The sequence below is a fragment of the Amycolatopsis pigmentata genome (assembly GCF_042684065.1).
Taxonomy (GTDB): domain Bacteria; phylum Actinomycetota; class Actinomycetes; order Mycobacteriales; family Pseudonocardiaceae; genus Amycolatopsis_E; species Amycolatopsis_E pigmentata.
The window spans coordinates 569,733-586,422 of sequence record NZ_JBHUKR010000007.1 but is presented as its reverse complement, the minus strand read 5'-3'; the positions used below and the strand labels follow the sequence as shown (position 1 = coordinate 586,422).

General features: G+C 66.1%; 19 protein-coding genes. 4 read left to right on the top strand and 15 right to left on the bottom strand.

Annotation, left to right across the window (positions count from 1 at the left end):
* Positions 1-910: 910 nt before the first annotated feature.
* The 3 genes from ACFSXZ_RS15735 to ACFSXZ_RS15725 form a co-directional block, all read right to left on the bottom strand.
* On the bottom strand, positions 911-1,354 hold the full coding sequence (locus ACFSXZ_RS15735; protein ID WP_378265763.1) for a type II toxin-antitoxin system VapC family toxin: 444 nt from the start codon (positions 1,352-1,354) through the stop codon (positions 911-913).
* Positions 1,317-1,568, bottom strand: coding sequence for a hypothetical protein (locus tag ACFSXZ_RS15730; RefSeq protein WP_378265762.1), 252 nt, complete (start codon positions 1,566-1,568; stop codon positions 1,317-1,319). The genes ACFSXZ_RS15735 and ACFSXZ_RS15730 overlap by 38 nt, the downstream gene beginning before the upstream one ends.
* 347 nt (positions 1,569-1,915) lie before the next feature.
* A complete protein-coding gene (locus ACFSXZ_RS15725; RefSeq protein ID WP_378266475.1) occupies positions 1,916-2,119 on the bottom strand; it encodes a type II toxin-antitoxin system HicB family antitoxin in 204 nt (67 codons plus the stop codon).
* Positions 2,120-2,628: 509 nt separating this feature from the next.
* On the opposite strand from ACFSXZ_RS15725, the gene ACFSXZ_RS15720 reads away from it, so the two are divergent.
* Entirely contained in the window at positions 2,629-3,273 is a 645-nt protein-coding gene (locus ACFSXZ_RS15720) for a class I SAM-dependent methyltransferase (RefSeq protein WP_378265761.1), read from the top strand.
* A 519-nt stretch (positions 3,274-3,792) separates the two neighbouring features.
* Here ACFSXZ_RS15720 and ACFSXZ_RS15715 read toward each other — a convergent pair.
* On the bottom strand, positions 3,793-4,221 hold the full coding sequence (locus tag ACFSXZ_RS15715; RefSeq protein WP_378265760.1) for a hypothetical protein: 429 nt from the start codon (positions 4,219-4,221) through the stop codon (positions 3,793-3,795).
* Between the two features lie 349 nt (positions 4,222-4,570).
* Positions 4,571-4,834, bottom strand: a complete 264-nt coding sequence (locus ACFSXZ_RS15710) for a nitroreductase/quinone reductase family protein (RefSeq protein ID WP_378265759.1) — start codon at positions 4,832-4,834, stop codon at positions 4,571-4,573.
* Between the two features lie 81 nt (positions 4,835-4,915).
* On the opposite strand from ACFSXZ_RS15710, the gene ACFSXZ_RS15705 reads away from it, so the two are divergent.
* Together ACFSXZ_RS15705 and ACFSXZ_RS15700 are read left to right on the top strand one after the other, a co-directional pair.
* Complete coding sequence (locus tag ACFSXZ_RS15705) at positions 4,916-5,806, top strand: helix-turn-helix transcriptional regulator (RefSeq protein WP_378265758.1); 891 nt, start codon at positions 4,916-4,918, stop codon at positions 5,804-5,806.
* Between the two features lie 91 nt (positions 5,807-5,897).
* On the top strand, positions 5,898-6,902 hold the full coding sequence (locus ACFSXZ_RS15700) for a hypothetical protein (RefSeq protein WP_378265757.1): 1,005 nt from the start codon (positions 5,898-5,900) through the stop codon (positions 6,900-6,902).
* An 87-nt stretch (positions 6,903-6,989) separates the two neighbouring features.
* Here the strand turns inward: ACFSXZ_RS15700 and ACFSXZ_RS15695 are convergent, their stop codons facing one another.
* Entirely contained in the window at positions 6,990-7,652 is a 663-nt protein-coding gene (locus ACFSXZ_RS15695; protein WP_378265756.1) for an HD domain-containing protein, read from the bottom strand.
* Positions 7,653-7,754: 102 nt separating this feature from the next.
* Between ACFSXZ_RS15695 and ACFSXZ_RS15690 the strand changes: the two genes are divergently transcribed.
* Complete coding sequence (locus ACFSXZ_RS15690) at positions 7,755-8,417, top strand: YdcF family protein (RefSeq protein WP_378265755.1); 663 nt, start codon at positions 7,755-7,757, stop codon at positions 8,415-8,417.
* Positions 8,418-8,437: 20 nt separating this feature from the next.
* Here the strand turns inward: ACFSXZ_RS15690 and ACFSXZ_RS15685 are convergent, their stop codons facing one another.
* From ACFSXZ_RS15685 to ACFSXZ_RS15645, 9 genes are all read right to left on the bottom strand, one after another.
* Complete coding sequence (locus tag ACFSXZ_RS15685) at positions 8,438-8,977, bottom strand: GNAT family N-acetyltransferase (RefSeq protein ID WP_378265754.1); 540 nt, start codon at positions 8,975-8,977, stop codon at positions 8,438-8,440.
* Between the two features lie 64 nt (positions 8,978-9,041).
* Positions 9,042-9,458, bottom strand: a complete 417-nt coding sequence (locus tag ACFSXZ_RS15680) for a VOC family protein (RefSeq protein ID WP_378265753.1) — start codon at positions 9,456-9,458, stop codon at positions 9,042-9,044.
* A gap of 42 nt (positions 9,459-9,500) precedes the next feature.
* Positions 9,501-10,157 carry a maleylpyruvate isomerase N-terminal domain-containing protein gene (locus ACFSXZ_RS15675; protein WP_378265752.1) on the bottom strand — a complete coding sequence of 219 codons (657 nt, stop codon included), beginning with the start codon at positions 10,155-10,157 and terminating at the stop codon, positions 9,501-9,503.
* A gap of 314 nt (positions 10,158-10,471) precedes the next feature.
* Positions 10,472-11,221, bottom strand: a complete 750-nt coding sequence (locus ACFSXZ_RS15670) for a hypothetical protein (protein WP_378265751.1) — start codon at positions 11,219-11,221, stop codon at positions 10,472-10,474.
* 447 nt (positions 11,222-11,668) lie between these two features.
* A complete protein-coding gene (locus tag ACFSXZ_RS15665; protein WP_378265750.1) occupies positions 11,669-11,908 on the bottom strand; it encodes a hypothetical protein in 240 nt (79 codons plus the stop codon).
* Between the two features lie 139 nt (positions 11,909-12,047).
* Positions 12,048-13,874: a glutamine--fructose-6-phosphate transaminase (isomerizing) gene (gene glmS / locus ACFSXZ_RS15660; protein WP_378265749.1), complete on the bottom strand. Its 1,827-nt coding sequence runs from the start codon at positions 13,872-13,874 to the stop codon at positions 12,048-12,050.
* A 212-nt stretch (positions 13,875-14,086) separates the two neighbouring features.
* Complete coding sequence (locus ACFSXZ_RS15655) at positions 14,087-14,425, bottom strand: hypothetical protein (RefSeq protein ID WP_378265748.1); 339 nt, start codon at positions 14,423-14,425, stop codon at positions 14,087-14,089.
* 15 nt (positions 14,426-14,440) lie between these two features.
* Entirely contained in the window at positions 14,441-15,565 is a 1,125-nt protein-coding gene (gene dusB / locus ACFSXZ_RS15650; RefSeq protein WP_378266474.1) for a tRNA dihydrouridine synthase DusB, read from the bottom strand.
* 250 nt (positions 15,566-15,815) lie between these two features.
* A complete protein-coding gene (locus ACFSXZ_RS15645; protein ID WP_378265747.1) occupies positions 15,816-16,670 on the bottom strand; it encodes a fumarylacetoacetate hydrolase family protein in 855 nt (284 codons plus the stop codon).
* Positions 16,671-16,690 lie beyond the last annotated feature (20 nt).

Here is a 16,690-nt window from a genome sequence, read left to right as displayed (position 1 = left end):
AGCGACGAGGCTCAGCTCTGTTCTGAGGAGAGTTGCCTTGTTCCTGAGGTCGTCGTCGAATACAGGGAGTGACTCCACGTATGTGCGGTAGTTGGCCTCAATCTCCGGCACGTCAGAGCCAGACAGTCGCTCCACTAGGGGGCGTAAGAGGTTGAGATACGCTACGTAAGCATCTCGGCGCAGAGCCCAGGTCCGGTGCGCTTCGTCTCTCTCCCACTCTCGGAAGCGCGACTCCTTCTCCCAAGTTAGCTTCGAATGTTCTCGGCGTGCTGTGAAGATTGCAGCAGCAATTTGAGCCAGTACTGCGCCGCCTGCACCGATTGCCGCCCCGACAAGTCCTGCCCAAGCATCACTCACCATGGTGCCCATCCCCACTCGTCCCGGCTCCCGTTGGACACATCCGCACCAGGGTAGGAGGCGTTACTGTCCAATAAGGGGCTCCGCCCCGGACCCCGGCACCGCTTCGGAGATCGGGGGAGGCCAGTCCGGTGATCTCCTCGCGGCGCGCCCGAGGGCAGCCAGACCGGGCGGCACCGGTCAAGGGCGCTTCGCGGCCTCCGGCAAACCCTTGACCGGCACCACCCGGCCCGGCAGGGATGAACCCGCGCCGCGAGGAGATCACCTCAGCCCGAACCGTGCAGGTGGGAGCCTGCCCCGCCGGGCCATTCACGGGCCATTAGAGGGGGTCAACCATGGTCAACGGTGGCACCCCGAGGACACCTTGCGCCGCTGGTCAGGGCTACTTTCTAGCATGATCCACTTGATTCCCAAGCTGAGAACGCGGGTTCGATTCCCGTCATCCGCTCTCTGCGTAAAGGCCCAGGTCAGAAGGTGTCTACTTCGGACCTGGGCCTTTGTCGTTTCTTGATCGACTCGGGTTCTGGGCCATTAGGGGGCCATGCGGTATCGGTCAGGGCAGCAGGGTGAATGAAGCGGCGTGGCGTGGCAGTACAACGGAGAAATGCCTGATGTCCAGCGTTGCGATGCGTGTCACGCCGAGACGTTCCGCCAGTGCTACGACGCAGGCGTCGGCCGTGCCAAGCGGGAGGTCAGCATACTTGTCGACCAGGTCTGCAGCACGCGCGATGTCGGTCAGGATCATGGATTCCACGACGTAGAGGCCGTCGACGATGTCGCGCAGAAAATCCGCTTCCGCCGCTGCGCCGCCACGAGACCCCAGCATGTACCCGATCTCAACCATCAAGGGCTCCGGCAGAACCAACGGTTCGAGAGTCGTTGTCAATAACTCTGTGCATCGTTTGTGGTCTTCGTCGCGACGATTGCCCATGGCAACGACGACACCGGTGTCGACCGGATCACGCCGTCTTGCTCGATCCGCCGGCAAGCTCTTCACATACGATCGTCTTCGAGCGCTTACCCAGGTCGGGTTCGGCGTCGAACACGCCGACTGTCCGGAACCGCCGACGGGGTCGCTCGGCCTCGGGCTCATCGGCAAGCTGCCGGAGCATGCTCAACGCGGCCGAAACGCGCTCATCCGGAACTGCTTCCAGCATCCGACGGGCAGCCTCGCGCGACTTCGCAGGTTCTTGGCTTCCCTCGCTGCTCACAAGCCCCAGTCTAGCCGAACGTGATCCTCACGGGTGGGCTCACCGCAGCGGGCGCGCCGTGCCATTAGCGTGCCATTCGAGGGGGTCGACCACGGTCAAGGGAGGTGCCCCGAGGACACCTCGCGCCACAGGTGGGGCTCACTTTCCCGCGCGTTCCACCTGGTTCCGAAGCTGAGAACGCGGGTTCGATTCCCGTCATCCGCCCTTCGTGTAAAGGCCCAGGTCAGAAGGTGTCTACTTCGGACCTGGGCCTTTGTCGTTTCTTGATCGACTCGTCTGGCGTCCCGACAGTCAACCGGAACGAGAGGTCCGCCCAATCGTTGGGAGTTCGTGTCGCCGAGACACGGTTATGCTGCGTCGATAGCAGTGCTAGCAATCGTTGTCGGTGCGGGGATGGGCAGACCGTCCGCGCGTAGGCCGTCCAGGTGTAAACGGACAGCTTCCACCATCTCGGCGATCACCTCGTCATACGTGGACCCAAGCGCGACACACCCCGGCAGATCTGGAATCCAGGCGCCGTACCCGCCGTCTTCTGTGCGTTCGACCAGCACCACGTATTGGGTCACTTCACCTCCGGGTCAGCCCCGCTTGCTTAAGGATGCTTCGCTCCGTCCCGGAGACAAGTCCGCGAGTGGGTGCGGTTGGATTCGTGCTGCGGCCGCCGTCACCAGTCACTTTCGTGGATGGCGGTGGCGCGCGATGTGCCGCTGCTGGGCGCGACTTGCTGAGGGGTGTGGGTGGGCCGTTGTTTATGGTTTCCGTTGTCTGCTCCGCTGGGTGTGGACAGCGCAGGAGCGGAGGGAGGTTATGGGCACCGTTTCCGCTTCTGCGCCTGATAAGTCTGGTGAGGGTCCGGACGGCGTGTTTTGTCGTCGCCCTACAGGCGCGTGTCGTTTCTGTCTACTGTGGACGCTTCTTGGCTGTGGTCAGAGGCCTCCGGTCGGCGATGCGAAGCTCTTGCACACCGGGACGGCGGCCCCACCACACTGCCTCTCGTCCTGGGCCTTCTCGAACCGGCAGGGCGTCTCTCCGCCGTCGTTGGTCCGCCTATGGTTCGTTCGTGGACAACAAAACCGAGGAGCTGAGGGTGGCACATGACGCCCTCGCCGAGCTCTACGCCGAACGCCTGGCTGACGCTCTGGACCGCATGCCCATCGACCGGGCCGTTCTCAACCTGTTCTGCGAACTGATACACAGCACAGAACTCGGAACGAGTGTCGGGGACGTTGGCTGCGGATCCGGCCGCCTCGAGCCGTATCTGGCAGCGAAGGGTCTGTCTCCCTGTGGGATCGATCTTTCACCCGAGATGGTCCGCGTGGCTCGCCGTGACCATCCTGACTTCGATTTCACTGTCGCCGACCTGCGCAAACTTCCCTTCGACGACGGGTCGCTGGCGGGCGTGGTCTGCTGGTACTCCCTCATGTACCTCGCACCGTCCGACAGACCGGCGGCGTTCGGCGAACTCGCTCGTGTCGTCAAACCCGGAGGCTATCTGGCGACCGCGTTCAAGGCCGGAGACAACACAGTCCGACGTGGGGGCCACAGTACCGGCCTCGATATCAGATTTGACATCTACTGGCTGTCACCGAACGAGATGGAACGCCGGTTGAACGACGCCGGCTTCACGACCGTGTTCTGGGGCGGGCGTCCCGCCGAGGAGCAGGAGACACAGCCACAGGGGTATCTGCTCGCTCGGAGATCCTGAAGCCCGCAGCCTCCGGGGCTCTGCCCCGGACCCCGGCACCGCTTCGGAGATCAGGAGAGGACCAGTCGGGTGACCGAACTCGACACGCTGAAGACGTGGTTATCGCACTCCTAGCCGACGACGTATCGACTCCGCTTCGTCTCCGTTGACCCAGTCCAACCCGGCAGGACGACCGTCGAAGTCGAACACTCCCGAAGACAACTCTTCCGCGGCGTCCGCAGCATCCAGCCAACCACCGTCAGACCATGCCCACCCGCGTCCGTCCCAGATCTCGCCCCACCACAGCAGATACTCCGTTCCAGGATCCCGCCGTCGACGCCACCACGGCCCTTTCCGCTCGTATCGGATCCCAGTGCTGAGAGCCAGAAAGCCCACAACCGCATCTTTCTCCACCAGCCGTGCGGTGCCGTCCCGATACGGATCCAGGCGAGGGTCCCGGATCGGCGACAATTCCGCATGACTACGCGGCCGCACTGGTCCAGCATGCCCGGGCATCTCCCGGCCTGTCATCGCGTTTTGCTATGCCCGCCTGCCTCGCTGCTCGCTGCCGATCTCTTTGCGAAGCGAAGCGGTGAATGCGCGGAGCGCTTCGATGGTCCCGTCGAGGTGCTCATCGCCAGGGGCCTTGGACCGCCAGCACCACCCGGCGAAGGAGTCGGCGTAGTCACGGGTTTCCTGAGTGCACAACAGGTGGATGACCGCGCGACCTTTCTGAAGCTGAGATTGCCACTCGCGCAACTCGCTCGGTTCGAACGATTCGAGCCAGTCCTTGCTGCCGCTGCGCAGCTCGTAGATGTTGCTGCCCGCGCTGACCATCTCGGCGGCGCCGGCCAGCTTCTGATCGCGCAGCCACCGCCGCTGTTCACCCCTGCTCTTGATCCAAGCCCCGAGCAGCGCGCCCGAGAAACCCAGCAGCGCGCCGATGATCCCAGCCAAGACGTTGACCATTCCCGGAGCGTAACCGCCGACGGCTGATCGCCGTACCGCGCGGACTCAAGAAAGCAGCTCACAGCGTGCAGTCGGGGCCGCCCCGCCGGGCGAGGACGTGTTTACTGTTGACCGCCCGCCTTGCCTGGTTCGGTGGATGGCGGTGGCGCGCGATGTGCCGCTGCTGGGCGCGACTTGGTGAGGGGTGTGGGTGGGCGTTGTTCATGGTTGCCGTTGTCTGCTCCGTTGGGTTTCCGCTTCTGCGCCCAACAAATCCGATAAGAATCCGGACGGCGTGTTGCCTAATTGCCTGCCGACACGAGTCTCTTCCGTCCACTGTGGACGCGCCTTCTGAATTGCTTCCAGATTGTCAGGCGACCTTGGAAAGGACGACCATCGGGATCGGTCGGCCTGCCTTGGCCTGATGTTCCTCGGTGCCCGGGTTGCGTGCGACGAACAACTCGTACAGCCGCTCGCGCTCCGTTCCCGCGGCGGGCGTGGCGTGGGCGGCGAATCGCTCGGTACCCACCTCGACCGTCACGTCGGGGCGGGCCACCAAGTTGCGGAACCAGTCGGGGTCGCGTGGCGCGCCCAGGTTGGAGGCGAAGACCACCAGGTTCTCGCCGTCGGCCACAGGACAGAATCATCGTCCGTCCGACGAAGGTGGTATCGGCGAGTCCTGGTTGTCCTGGCGCGCGAGGACCATCCTGAAAGCATGGAACGGAACGAGCTCGCGGACTTTCTCCGACGCCGACGTGCGTCGCTCCAGCCGGAGAACGTGGGTGTTCCGGCCGGGGGACGGCGTCGGACTCCGGGGCTTCGGCGCTTCGAGGTCGCGCAACTCGCCGGCATGTCACCGGACTACTACGCCAGGCTCGAGCAGGGACGCGGACCGCAACCGTCGGTCTCGATGCTCAGCGCGCTGGCTCGCGCGCTGCGCCTGACGATCGACGAACGCGACCACCTCTTCCGCATCGCCGGTCATCACGCTCCGCCTCGCGTCGGTGGCGACGAGCACGTCAGCCGTGGCCTCCTCCGGATGTTGGACGGGCTGCGGGGCCTACCGGCTCTGATCGCCTCCGACCTGAACATCGTGCTCACGCAGAATCCGATGGCGGATGCGCTGTTGGGGGTGCAGACCCGTTTCCGTGGCCTCGCTCGCAGCTGCACCTACCGGTGGTTCACCGATTCGGAGATGCGCGGGCGTTATCTTCCCGAGGACCACGAGCACGAGAGCCGCGCGCAGGTGGACGATCTCCGGGCGACCCTCGCGGTCCGCCCGGCCGATCCCTTGGTGGGCAAGCTGATCGGGGCGTTGCGCGAGGAGAGTCCGGAGTTCGCCGAACTCTGGGCCCGGCACGACGTCGCGGTCCGTCGGAGCGACCGCAAGCGCATCCTGCACCCGGTGGTCGGGCTCATCGAGTTGGACTTCGACATCCTGGCGACGGCCCGGCAGGACCAGCGTCTGATCGTGTACTCACCCGCGCCGGGCAGCGGCGCGGTCTCGCAGTTGGAACTTCTGGCCGTGCTCGGCCAGGAACGTTTCGCCCCGTCCGGAACCGACCCGCGCGGCGAAGCGCGGACGGACCGGCACCTCCCGAGTTAGCCCGGTATCAGCGGCACGCACCCGAGACCCGCGTGGGCCGTCGGGCGTCCCGTCCTGCCCGGAACCCGCTCCATCGACCCAAAGGAAGATCATGTCTCCCCACCGGCCCACCAATCTGTGGCGGCGCACCGCCACGCTCGGCATCGCCGTCCTGCTCGCCACGGGCACAGCGACCGCCGTGCCCCCGGCCCTGGCCACCACGCACCCCGACCACACCATCGGCACCCACCTTGGTGACGTGCGCGTCCTCGCCCACTTCGATCGCGCAGCGGGCCAGGTCGCCGAGAGCATCGCCCTCGAACCCGACGGAGGCGTGATCATCGGCATGATCCCCGCGCGCCAGGTGGTGCGCGTCGCGCCGGACGGGACTCTCCGGGTACTCCTCACCATGCCGCTGCCTCCAGGCGGCGGTGGCACTACCCCGGTCGTCGGGACTCCCGTGGTCACTGGGGTCGCCCGGTCGGACAGCGGCGCCGTGTACTTCCTCTACTCGTCCGGGCAGGGCGGGCTGACCGGGATCTGGCAGGTCAGTCCCTCCGGCGAACCCCGGCTCGTCGTGCCGTTGCCTGCCGACACGTTCCCGAACGCGCTGGTCATCGACGGCAAGCGGGACCGTTTCCTGGTCACGGACTCCACCGGAGGGCGCATCTGGCAGGCCCCGTTGCGCGGTGGCGCGGCCTCGGTGTGGTCGGCGGATCCGGCTCTGGCACCCGATGGCTTCTTCGGCGCCAACGGCATGAAGATCCACGACGGCGCCGTGTGGGCGAGCAACTCCGACCACGGCACCATCGTCCGCATCCCGGTGACCAACGACGGCGGCTCCGGCCGCGCCCAGGTCCGGGCGACGGGGCTGGCGGGCATCGACGACTTCGATTTCACCGGCCGGGGCAGTGAGATCCTCGCCGCGATCAACGAGACCAGCAAACTCGTGCGGGTCGGCGCCGACGGCACCCAAGAGACCTTGTTGGACGCCGAGAACGGCATGGAAGGGACCACGGCCGTCGCTGTTCGAGGAGATCGGGTCTATGTAACCAATGGCGCCAACCTGGCCGGTGACGACCCGACCCTGATGCTCGCGGAACTGCGGCGGCACTGAGGTGTCGCCGGACGGTCGAACGGCCGCAACGTGAGCGACCCGGCACGAATCATCTCTCACTCCATGATCGGAGTATGGCCCCACGGCTCAGGCGGTCGACAGACCATGACCGGGCCGTGCCCAGCCCCGTCGTTCGCCTTCGTCGATCAGCTCACGGCCGGCCGCCCACAACGAGGCCGAGGCGTCCCCGATCACCGCCTTGCGCGCCCGGACATCGTCCGCGGTCACGCCGGGTGTCCGCCATGTCCCACCACGGGCCATCCAGTTCAACAGCATCGGCTCGAGGCGGTCCATGGCCTTGGCGAAGCGGGCTTCCGGGGTCTGCCGCGCCTCGAACTCGTCCCACAGCGCGCGCAGGCGCGTCGCTTGGTCGTCAGGCAACAGGCCGAACAGCTTCTCGGCGGCGGCTGTCTCACGTTCGGCTTGGTCGGCGCCCATTTCCGTGTCATAGAGCGGTGTGTCCCCGGTATGAATCTCGACCAGGTCGTGCACCAGGACCAGCTCGATCGTGTGACCCACGTCGATCTTCTCGTCCGCGTGTTCGGCCAGCACCACCACCATCAAGGCCAGATGCCAGGAGTGCTCGGCGTCGTTTTCCCGCCGGTCCACCGCGGCCAGCGGCGACTGTCGCAAGACCGTTTTGAGCCGATCGACTTCGATCAGGAAGGACAGTTGTTGCCGTAGCCTGGCGTCGATCGTCTCCGGAAACGGGTTCGCGTCGGCCAGCAAGCGCGCGTTCTCACGGTCCATGGACTCACTGTCGCACCCATGGCTGGCAACCACGTACAGGTTTACGACGCTTCGTGGCAGTCCCGATACCTTCAAGATCGCCGACTGACCGGAGAAACGCCGATGTCCGAGCCTTCGACCCGACTCCCGGACGAGTTGCGCGGAGACGTCGAAACGCTCTGGCGCTACCACGACATGCACCATCGGCTTCGGCCCTCCGATGTCGGCATCGGACTGGGCAGTCACGACCTGGGCGTGGCCACCCGCACCGCCGAGCTGTACCACCAGGGCATGTTTCCGCTCATCGTGTTCACCGGCGCCAACGCACCCACCACGCTCGAACGTTTCCCTCGTGGTGAAGCCGTCCACTACCGCGAACACGCGCTCCGGCTCGGCGTCCCCGACGACGTGATCCTGATGGAAACCGAGGCGCGCAACACCGGCGACAACATCACCTTCACCCGGCGGCTCCTGGACGAGCGCGACCTCAAAGTCGAGTCCGTCATCCTGATCAGCCGCCCGTACCAGCAGCGCCGCGCCTACGCCACGTGCAAGAAGCTCTGGCCCGGCGTCGACGTCACTTGTGCATCCCGTCCGCTCGCGCTGGACGAATACATCGAAAGCATCGGCGACGTCGACCGCGTTATCACCATGCTCGTCGGCGACACCCAGCGTATTACCGTTTACGCCGACAAGGGTTACGCAATTCCGCAAGAAATACCGGAAATCGTCGAAGAGGCCTACACGAGACTGACGAAAAAGGGCTTCACCGCTCGCCTCGTCTGATCAGGTCCATGCCGCGGCGGTCAGCGCGAGGCGGTGAGCCGCGTGGCGTAACGGATTTCGGTCAACGGCGCGCTACCACCGATCGGTTCGGCCTTGGTGGCACCATCAGGCGACCAACCTCTGTTCTCGTAGAAACGCCGTGCACGAGCATTGCTGTCCAGGACCCACAGAGTCGCGCGCCGGTAGCTGTCGCGCTCGAGCGCGGCCAGTGTCTCATCGTGTAACCGGCGGCCATGGCCGTGACCCCAGTGTGCCGGGATGAGATAGATGCTCCACAGTTCTCCCGTACGCGGCGGCGCGTCATCGTCACGGCAGACGCCGGCACACGCGAACCCCACCACGTCGCTGTCAGCGGTCACGACCAGAACATGCCTCCGCGGGTCGTCCTGTGCCAGTCGTTCCCGCCAAGCGCGCTGCCGGTCGGCCACGGACAGGTTCCGCAGGAATTCGGCGGGCAAGACGCCTGCGTAGGTCGCTTGCCACGCCACCACATGGATACGGCCGATCGCTTCCGCATCAGTGACACGTGCGGTGCGGACACTGGGAGACGCGATCGTCATCAACAAAAGATGCCATTCCGAAGCGCGCCCGGGCAACGGGTTTCCGGTATCTTGCCCCGATCAGTCAGTGCAGGCAGAATTCGTTGCCTTCGGGGTCGCGCATGACATGGGTGACGGGCCCGCGATCGCGGTGTGTCTCGACGAATTCGGCGCCGAGTTTCTTCAGGCGCTCGACTTCGGTGTCTTTGTCGTCCTCGTCCACGTGAATGTCGAGGTGTACCCGGTTCTTGGCGACCTTGTCTTCGGGCACGCGCTGGAAAAACATCCGTGGTTCGACACCCGAAAGGTCACGGCATGCGGCGACGTCGCGAAATGCGGAGCGGCCGTCGACCACGATCCGTTCGTCCGCGGGCAGCCGGCCGTCGGCGACCAGTTGGTCGACCAGGGTCGAGTGGTCTTCCACCTCGGAGCCGAAGACCTGCGCCCAAAACGCGGCTTGGGCATGGGGGTCCGCGCAGTCGAACGCCACCTGTGTTCTCATGAGCCGCATCCTGCCAGACTCGCCGGCCGCCCACGGGAAAGATCACCCGAGAAAGAGCGGGATTCTTTCGGCAGGCTCACCCAGTTCGGCGTTCTCCACTTCGGTCGCGGGGCGCCGCCCGGTGCCGATCAGGAGCGCGTCCGTGTCGGACCACGATGCGGGGAAGGCGTCTCCGGCGATCTTTTCCAGCAACTCGCGAGACCGCGCGAGGCCTTCGGGCGGGGGCTCGGCCGCGTCGGGAAGGTGCGCGATCAGATCGAGGTGGTGCAGCGTCGACTCCAGGACGTAAACGGAGAGGTAGTCACTGACGGTGAGAACCTCGTCGCGCGTGCTGACCCGGGCCGTGGGGTCGGCGAGTCCGGCGGCGCGGCCCGCGGCCGAGCCGACATCGTCGAAGTGGAATTTGAGCATCCAAGGCTCCTGGTACGCGGCGGCGAGTCGGACGACCAGGGCGTCGAGCGGGTCATCCCCGGACGGCGGCGTTTCGGCGATCTCCCAGTAGGTCGCCGCATCGCGGGTCGGCTCCGTGTCGGCGGGGGTGACGAGAGTGATCAGGATGTCCTGTGCGTCGATGATCAGGTGGCACACCAGGTCCCGCACGAGCCAGCCGGCACAGCCGGACGGCCGGGCGAGGTCGTCATCTCCGAGTTCCTCGACGGCCGTGCGCAACGCTGTCCAAGAGCGCGAAAAGAGGTCCACGGCCGAAAAATAGCAAATTCAGCTCACGACGGACCGGGTTGTCGCCGGCGGCCCGGGATCGATTTTCGTCGCGGTCAGCCGAATGGACTAATGTTTTCCGACTGAAGGAGCGAATGTGGTCCGCGCGATACACCGCGGTGGGGTGCGACTCATTGACATGAGTGGGATCGGGTTGTCTATGGTTCCCCCGTGTCCGCGCCGCGAGGCGTGGACAGCGCAGAAGCGGAGGACAGGTATGGGCACCCTTCCGCTTCTGCGCCCATAAGAGCGGTGTGAGAAATACTTCCGTCGCACGGTTTCGGTGGATCGCCCCTTTACCGCCCGGATTTCATGAGGGCGCGCAGTTGACTCCCGACTTGAGAAGCGATTTCCGGCGCTTGGTCGCTCTCGTCCAGGAGCAAGCTGATCGCGGCCTCGAGTGCTCGCTCGAGTTCGGCCGGGTCAAGTGAGCGGACCAGGGCGTCGGCATAACGTTCACGGGTGTTCGCGGGCAGCAAATGGGCACCGCGGGCGTACCATTCCTGAACTCCTTCCCGCCTGCTCGTCAGCGTAAGTGCCTCGTTTCGGAGACCGCTTATCCAGTATTCCGCTTGGAGGGCGCGTCCGCGTTCGATGCAGACACGGGCGCGAACCGCGTGGTGAACGGCGTGGCCGAAGATGTCCGTACCAGCACGACGACGTTGCCGCACCGGTTCCGTGGCGACATTTCCGAAAAGGAGCCGAAACGTTTCACCTCGGGCCGCGAACCGGCTCGCCGGAGTCACCGAGAGGTCGACCTGCAGGGCTCCGCGAAGCAGGAACACGCGGTAGATGATCGGGCCGGGGGCGAGATCGAAGAGGGCCGTCGCCCCGAAATCCTCGGCCAGTTTCGCTTGCCATTCATCGAGAATGTCCACGGGTGCGGTTTCGTCCTCGACCGCGAGAGTGAGGTCGATGTCCGACCACCGGTCGCCGGCGGTGTGCGCCCTCGATCCGACCACCGCGGCGGCGGTGATCCGGGAGTCTTCCTCGGCGAGCCTGACCAGGAAACGCTCGACCTCGTCCCGGGACGCGACATCGAACACGGCCACCTCCGTACTTCCAGCGCACGCAACCGTACGATCATGCCCCGGTTACCGGGTGGTGGTCTCCCTCGGGTGGTTCTCGATCAGGTCGAGGGTGGTCTCGGCTTGTTCGACGGGTGGGCCGTCGTCCACGGGGCGCGGCATTTCGTAGACCGGGTCGCCAGGGTGGGCCCCATCGTGACCGGACCCTGCAATTCGGTTGATAATTTTCCCGGAATGCACACCCGAAAAAATGTTCTGCCGCGTTCGCTCGCATCCTTATTCGATTCGGTTGTGCGACATTGATGGGCGGTAATCGCCCCGCTTCGGCCGAAATCGGCGCCGTCGGCCGCGGTATGAGCGAGTCGGCGCCGCACGTGTACCGGCACGGGCGGATGTCCGATGTGCGGGCGGATAACCGGTGGCCTCACCGCGGACGGCAGTGAAGCCGCCCCCGGCGGAGGCGGCTTACTTTTCTTCGGGGGCTTCGATGGCACGCCTCAGGTGGTCGGCCACATCCGTGGCACCGTCCCGTAACTCGTGCATGAGCCGGATGAAGGCCGGCCATTCGTCCTGGTCACGGGGCGGCATGATGGCGAGACTGTCCGGGTCGAGGTAGATCACCAGAGCGGGCTGGCTGCTGGAGCCGTTCATGTGCATACCGGCGGCGGCTTCCGGTCCGGGCTTCCACATCGCGTTGAAGGCCATGGACCCCCATCCTTCGTCCTTTACTTGGCCTGCTTCGGCGGAGCGTCAGCTTAGCGACATTTGGCCACTCTTTGTCCAGCTTTCAACGCGTAGATTTGCCAAGTTCGGCCGAAAGAGGATTATTCGCGATTAATCGTACTTACTCTACCGTGACGCTCTTGGCGAGATTGCGCGGTTTGTCGATGTCGCGACCGAGATGGCGGGCAAGATGGTATGCGAAGATCTGTAGCGGGATGGTGAACAGGATCGGATCGAGTTCGGGTTCGCTGTGCGGCAGCCGGATGACCGAGTCGGCCAGTCCCTGCGGCAGCCGCGCGTTGGTCACCGCGATCACCGGGCCGCCCCGCGCCTTGATCTGCTCGATCGTCGCGATGTTCTTGCTCAGCACCTCGTCGTCCGGGACCAGCACCACCGACGGCATGTCCGGGTCGATCAGCGCGAGTGGACCGTGCTTCAACTCCGCCGCCTGGTAGGCCTCGGCGTGGACGTAGGAGATTTCCTTGAGCTTCTGGGCGCCTTCACGCGCCGTCGGCCAGGTCCGCACGCGACCGATGAAGAACATCCGTTCCGCCGTGCTGTACTTGCGCGCGATTTCGGCGATGTCGTTCTCGGCCGCGAGCACCTCGGAGATCCGGTCGGGCAGCGCCGCGAGCGCGCCGACGATCCGGCTGCCGTCGGAAACCGACAGATCGCGCACCCGGCCGAGCAACAGCGCCAACATCGCGAAACAGGCGCCCATGTTCGTGTACGCCTTGGTCGACGCGACCGAGACTTCCGGCCCGGCGTGCAGGAACACGCCGCTGCCGCATTCCCGGCCGATCGCGCTGCCGACCACGTTGACCGCGCCCAGCACCTGGCCACCCTTCCGGCGGAGTTCCTGAACAGCCGCAAGGGTGTCGGCGGTTTCCCCCGACTGGCTCACCGCGACGTAAAGGGTCTCCCCCTCGACGACCGGATTGCGGTAGCGGAACTCGGAGGCCGGCTCCGCGTCGGCGGGCAGTCTGGCCAGTTCCTCGACCAGGTTCGCACCGAGTTGGCCGGCGTAGTAGGCCGAGCCGCAGCCGAGGAACTTCACGCGACGGATCGAACGCAGGGCCCGGGCGTCGAGGTTGATGCCGCCGAGCCGCGCGGTGGCGAACCGTTCGTCCAGCCTGCCGAGCAGTGCGCGCCGGAGGGCCTCGGGCTGCTCGAAGATCTCCTTGTGCATGAAGTTCGGGGAGCCCGACAGCTGGTAGTCGGCGTCGTCGACGTCCACGGTGGTCGGGGTCTTCGCCGTCCGGTGGGCCTGCAACGTGCTGGTGCTGAAGTGGTCGGCCCACATGGTCGCCAGTTCGCCGTCGTCGAGATACACGACACGCTGCGTGTGACGCACCAGCGCGGCGACATCGGAGGCGACGAACATCTCGCCGTCACCGACCCCGAGCACGATGGGACTGCCGTTGCGGGCGACCACGAGTTGGCCGGGATTCTGGACATCCAGGACGACCAGGCCGTACGCGCCGTTGACCCCACGGAGTGTGGCTCGGACCGCCTCTTCGAGTGACTCCGCGCCCTGGTCGAGTTCGCGTGCCACGAGATGCGCGAGCGTCTCGGTATCGGTGTCGGAAACCAGCTTCACGCCCTCGTCGGCGAGCCTGGTCCGCAGCGCCTCCGCGTTTTCGATGATGCCGTTGTGCACGACGGCGATGCGCCGGGCCGTGTCCAGATGCGGGTGGGCGTTGACGTCGGTCGGTTCGCCGTGCGTCGCCCAGCGGGTGTGGGCGATGCCGACCTGTCCCGGCTGGTCCTCGTCGAGGAGTTCACGCAGCTCGTCGACCCGGACCGCGGCCTTGGTGACCTTGAGCCTGCCCCGGTGGACGACCGCGACCCCGGCCGAGTCGTAACCGCGGTACTCGAGTCGGCGAAGGCCCTCGACCAGGATGGGGGTGGCGCGCCGCTGCCCGATGTAGCCCACGATTCCGCACATCTTGTCTCCTCAGTGCTTGTTCTTAAACACGCCCACCCGATCTTGGGGCCCGGGCTCTCGTTCGGTGTCTACGTCGCGTTGTGCTGGTGGGGAGCCCTGCCCCCAAGATCGGGTACCTTCGGATGGCGCGTTCGGTACTCACCTGACCAGGCACCCTGCGGTTTGAAGACCTCCTGTCCTAGTCGCGAGTCCGCGCGCCCCTGACGGAACCCTCACCCGTACACCATGCGCCGCAACTGTCGCTCCGACACCTCACCCGCGCCGACCGGCCGCCCGGACAACTCCCCGATCAGGATCGTCCAGATTTCGGCGTTCTTCCGCCCGCGCCGCCGCAACTCGGCGTGACGCCGCCGGACGAACTCCTCGGTGGTTTCGCGGAAGTAGGCGACGACATCGGCGATCACCCGTTCCGCCACCGGCGCCGGAAGTCCGGTGGACAGCGCGACGTGACGAACCAGGTCGGCGGGGGGCATGACGTCGACGGTGACATCCGGCGAGGCGTTGCCGCAACATTCCTGCCCGAACGCGGGCAGGAATGCGGCTGGTATCACGCAGGCCGGATGAGCTCAGCCGCCCGAGTGCATGTCCTCGGCCTCGGGGACGAGGTTGTCGTCGGGGTCGTCGAGCCAGCCGTGCGGCAGGGTGACCTTGCCGGGCGAGCCCTGGCGGCCGCGCGGGCCTTCGGCGGCCTCGGGGAACGGCGCGTCGTGGTCGAGCTGAGTGATGAGTTCGTCGAGTTCGTCCAGCGAGGAGACCATGGCGAACCGGCGGCGCAGCTCGGAGCCGACCGGGAAGCCCATGAAGTACCACGCCATGTGTTTGCGCAGGTCACGCATGGCCTTGCCGGGGCCGTCGTGCTCGACGAGCAGTTCGGCGTGACGCCGCAGGATCCGGGCGACCTCGCCGAGCGGCGGGCCGGCGGGGATTTCGCGGCCGGCGAACGCGGCCTCGAGCTCGCCGAACAACCACGGCCGTCCGAGACAGCCGCGACCCACCACCACGCCGTCACAACCCGTTTCGGCGACCATGCGCAGCGCGTCCGCCGCCGAGAAGATGTCACCGTTGCCCAGCACCGGGATGCTGTGCACGGCCTCCTTCAGGCGGGCGATCGCGGTCCAGTCGGCCTGGCCGGAGTAACGCTGTGCCGCGGTGCGCGCGTGCAGGGAGACCGCGGCGGCGCCCTCGGCCTCGGCGATCCGCCCCGCGTCGAGGTAGGTGTGATGGTCTTCGTCGATGCCGATGCGGAACTTGACCGTGAACGGCACCCCTGCGGACTCGGCGGCGGCGGCCGATTCCCGGACGATGTCGGCGAAAAGCCGCCGCTTGAACGGTAGGGCCGCGCCGCCGCCCTTGCGGGTCACCTTCGCCACCGGGCATCCGAAGTTGGAGTCGATGTGGTCGGCCAGCCCCTCGCCGGTGATGATCTTGACGGCTTCCCGCATGGTCTTCGGATCGACGCCGTAGAGCTGCATGGACCGGGGGTACTCGCCCTGGTCGAAGGTCATCATGTGCATCGTGCCGGGATGCCGCTCGACCACGGCCCTGGCCGTGATCATCTCGCACACGAACATCCCCGCGCCGTATTCACGGCAGAGCCTGCGGAAGGCCACGTTCGTGATGCCCGCCATCGGGGCGAGCACCACCGGCGCGTCGACCTCATACGGGCCGATCTTCAGGGCGGGTCTGGTCATGGTCGGGGCTGCCACACTTCCATTGTCGCTTGTGGCCGCGATCGCGCGTAGCCGGACCGTGAACCGGCCGCTCCGACGCTCCGGCATGCGGCGTCTGGTCGACAGAGACGTCGGCAGATCCACGGAGCAACTGCCGGCAGATCCACGACGGTCGCGTCGGCAGATCAACGGAGCGATCTTCGGCAAATCCGCGAGAGCAGGCCATCTGAACGACAGCACAAACGCGAGGTTGGACGCGAGCGCCGACGGATCAGCCGTCGGCGGCCCTGAGTACGGAACGCTGGCGGCCGAGGCCGTCGATTTCGAGTTCCATCACGTCGCCTGCCTTCAGGAACGGGAAGCGGCCGGAGAGGGCGACTCCCTCGGGTGTGCCGGTGTTCACCACGTCACCGGGTTCGAGCACCAGGTGCTGGGAGAGTTCGTGGATCAGCCGGGCCACGGGGAAGATCATGTCCGCGGTCGACGAGTTCTGCCGGGGTTCGCCGTTGACCCACGACCGGATGCCGAGTTTCTGCGGGTCGCGAAGGTCGGCGGCAGGGACGAGGACCGGTCCCAGCGGGTTGAACGTCTCCGCGCTCTTGCCCTTGGACCACTGGCCGCCGGAGATTTCCGACTGCCACGCTCGTTCCGACACGTCGTTGCCGATGGTGTACCCGGCGACGTGGTCCAGTGCCTGCTCGGGTGAGGACAGATACCGGGCGGTTTTACCGATCACCACGGTGAGTTCGACCTCCCAGTCGACCTTGGTCGCGCCTGGTGGGATCAGCACGTCGTCGTTCGGGCCGACGATCGTGTTGGGGTGCTTGAAGAAGATGATCGGGTACTCGGGCGGTGTCCCGCCGGACTCGGCCGCGTGTGCCGCGTAGTTCTGCCCGATGCAGATCACCGCGCCGGGCCTGGTCACCGGTGCGCCGATCCGCTGCCCCGATTCGTCTATTGTGGACAGAGTTCCGGCGGAGAGTGCGGCGCGGACGCGATCGAGGCCGCCGTCGGCGATGAAGTCGCCGGTCAGGTCGGTGGTCAGGCCGCTGAGGTCGAACGTGGTCCCCTCGTGGCGGACCGCGGGGCGTTCGTGTCCCGGTTCTCCGAGTCGGATGAGTTCCATGGGTTCCAGCCTAGATCAAC

Excerpts from the sequence above, each read along its gene's own strand:
- ACFSXZ_RS15715 (WP_378265760.1), bottom strand. The coding sequence starts at position 4,221 with ATGGTCAACGTCTTGGCTGGGATCATCGGCGCGCTGCTGGGTTTCTCG.
- ACFSXZ_RS15705 (WP_378265758.1), top strand. The coding sequence starts at position 4,916 with ATGGAACGGAACGAGCTCGCGGACTTTCTCCGACGCCGACGTGCGTCG.
- ACFSXZ_RS15700 (WP_378265757.1), top strand. The coding sequence starts at position 5,898 with ATGTCTCCCCACCGGCCCACCAATCTGTGGCGGCGCACCGCCACGCTC.
- ACFSXZ_RS15695 (WP_378265756.1), bottom strand. The coding sequence starts at position 7,652 with ATGGACCGTGAGAACGCGCGCTTGCTGGCCGACGCGAACCCGTTTCCG.
- ACFSXZ_RS15690 (WP_378265755.1), top strand. The coding sequence starts at position 7,755 with ATGTCCGAGCCTTCGACCCGACTCCCGGACGAGTTGCGCGGAGACGTC.
- ACFSXZ_RS15685 (WP_378265754.1), bottom strand. The coding sequence starts at position 8,977 with ATGACGATCGCGTCTCCCAGTGTCCGCACCGCACGTGTCACTGATGCG.
- ACFSXZ_RS15680 (WP_378265753.1), bottom strand. The coding sequence starts at position 9,458 with ATGAGAACACAGGTGGCGTTCGACTGCGCGGACCCCCATGCCCAAGCC.
- ACFSXZ_RS15665 (WP_378265750.1), bottom strand. The coding sequence starts at position 11,908 with ATGGCCTTCAACGCGATGTGGAAGCCCGGACCGGAAGCCGCCGCCGGT.
- glmS (WP_378265749.1), bottom strand. The coding sequence starts at position 13,874 with ATGTGCGGAATCGTGGGCTACATCGGGCAGCGGCGCGCCACCCCCATC.
- dusB (WP_378266474.1), bottom strand. The coding sequence starts at position 15,565 with ATGACCAGACCCGCCCTGAAGATCGGCCCGTATGAGGTCGACGCGCCG.
- ACFSXZ_RS15645 (WP_378265747.1), bottom strand. The coding sequence starts at position 16,670 with ATGGAACTCATCCGACTCGGAGAACCGGGACACGAACGCCCCGCGGTC.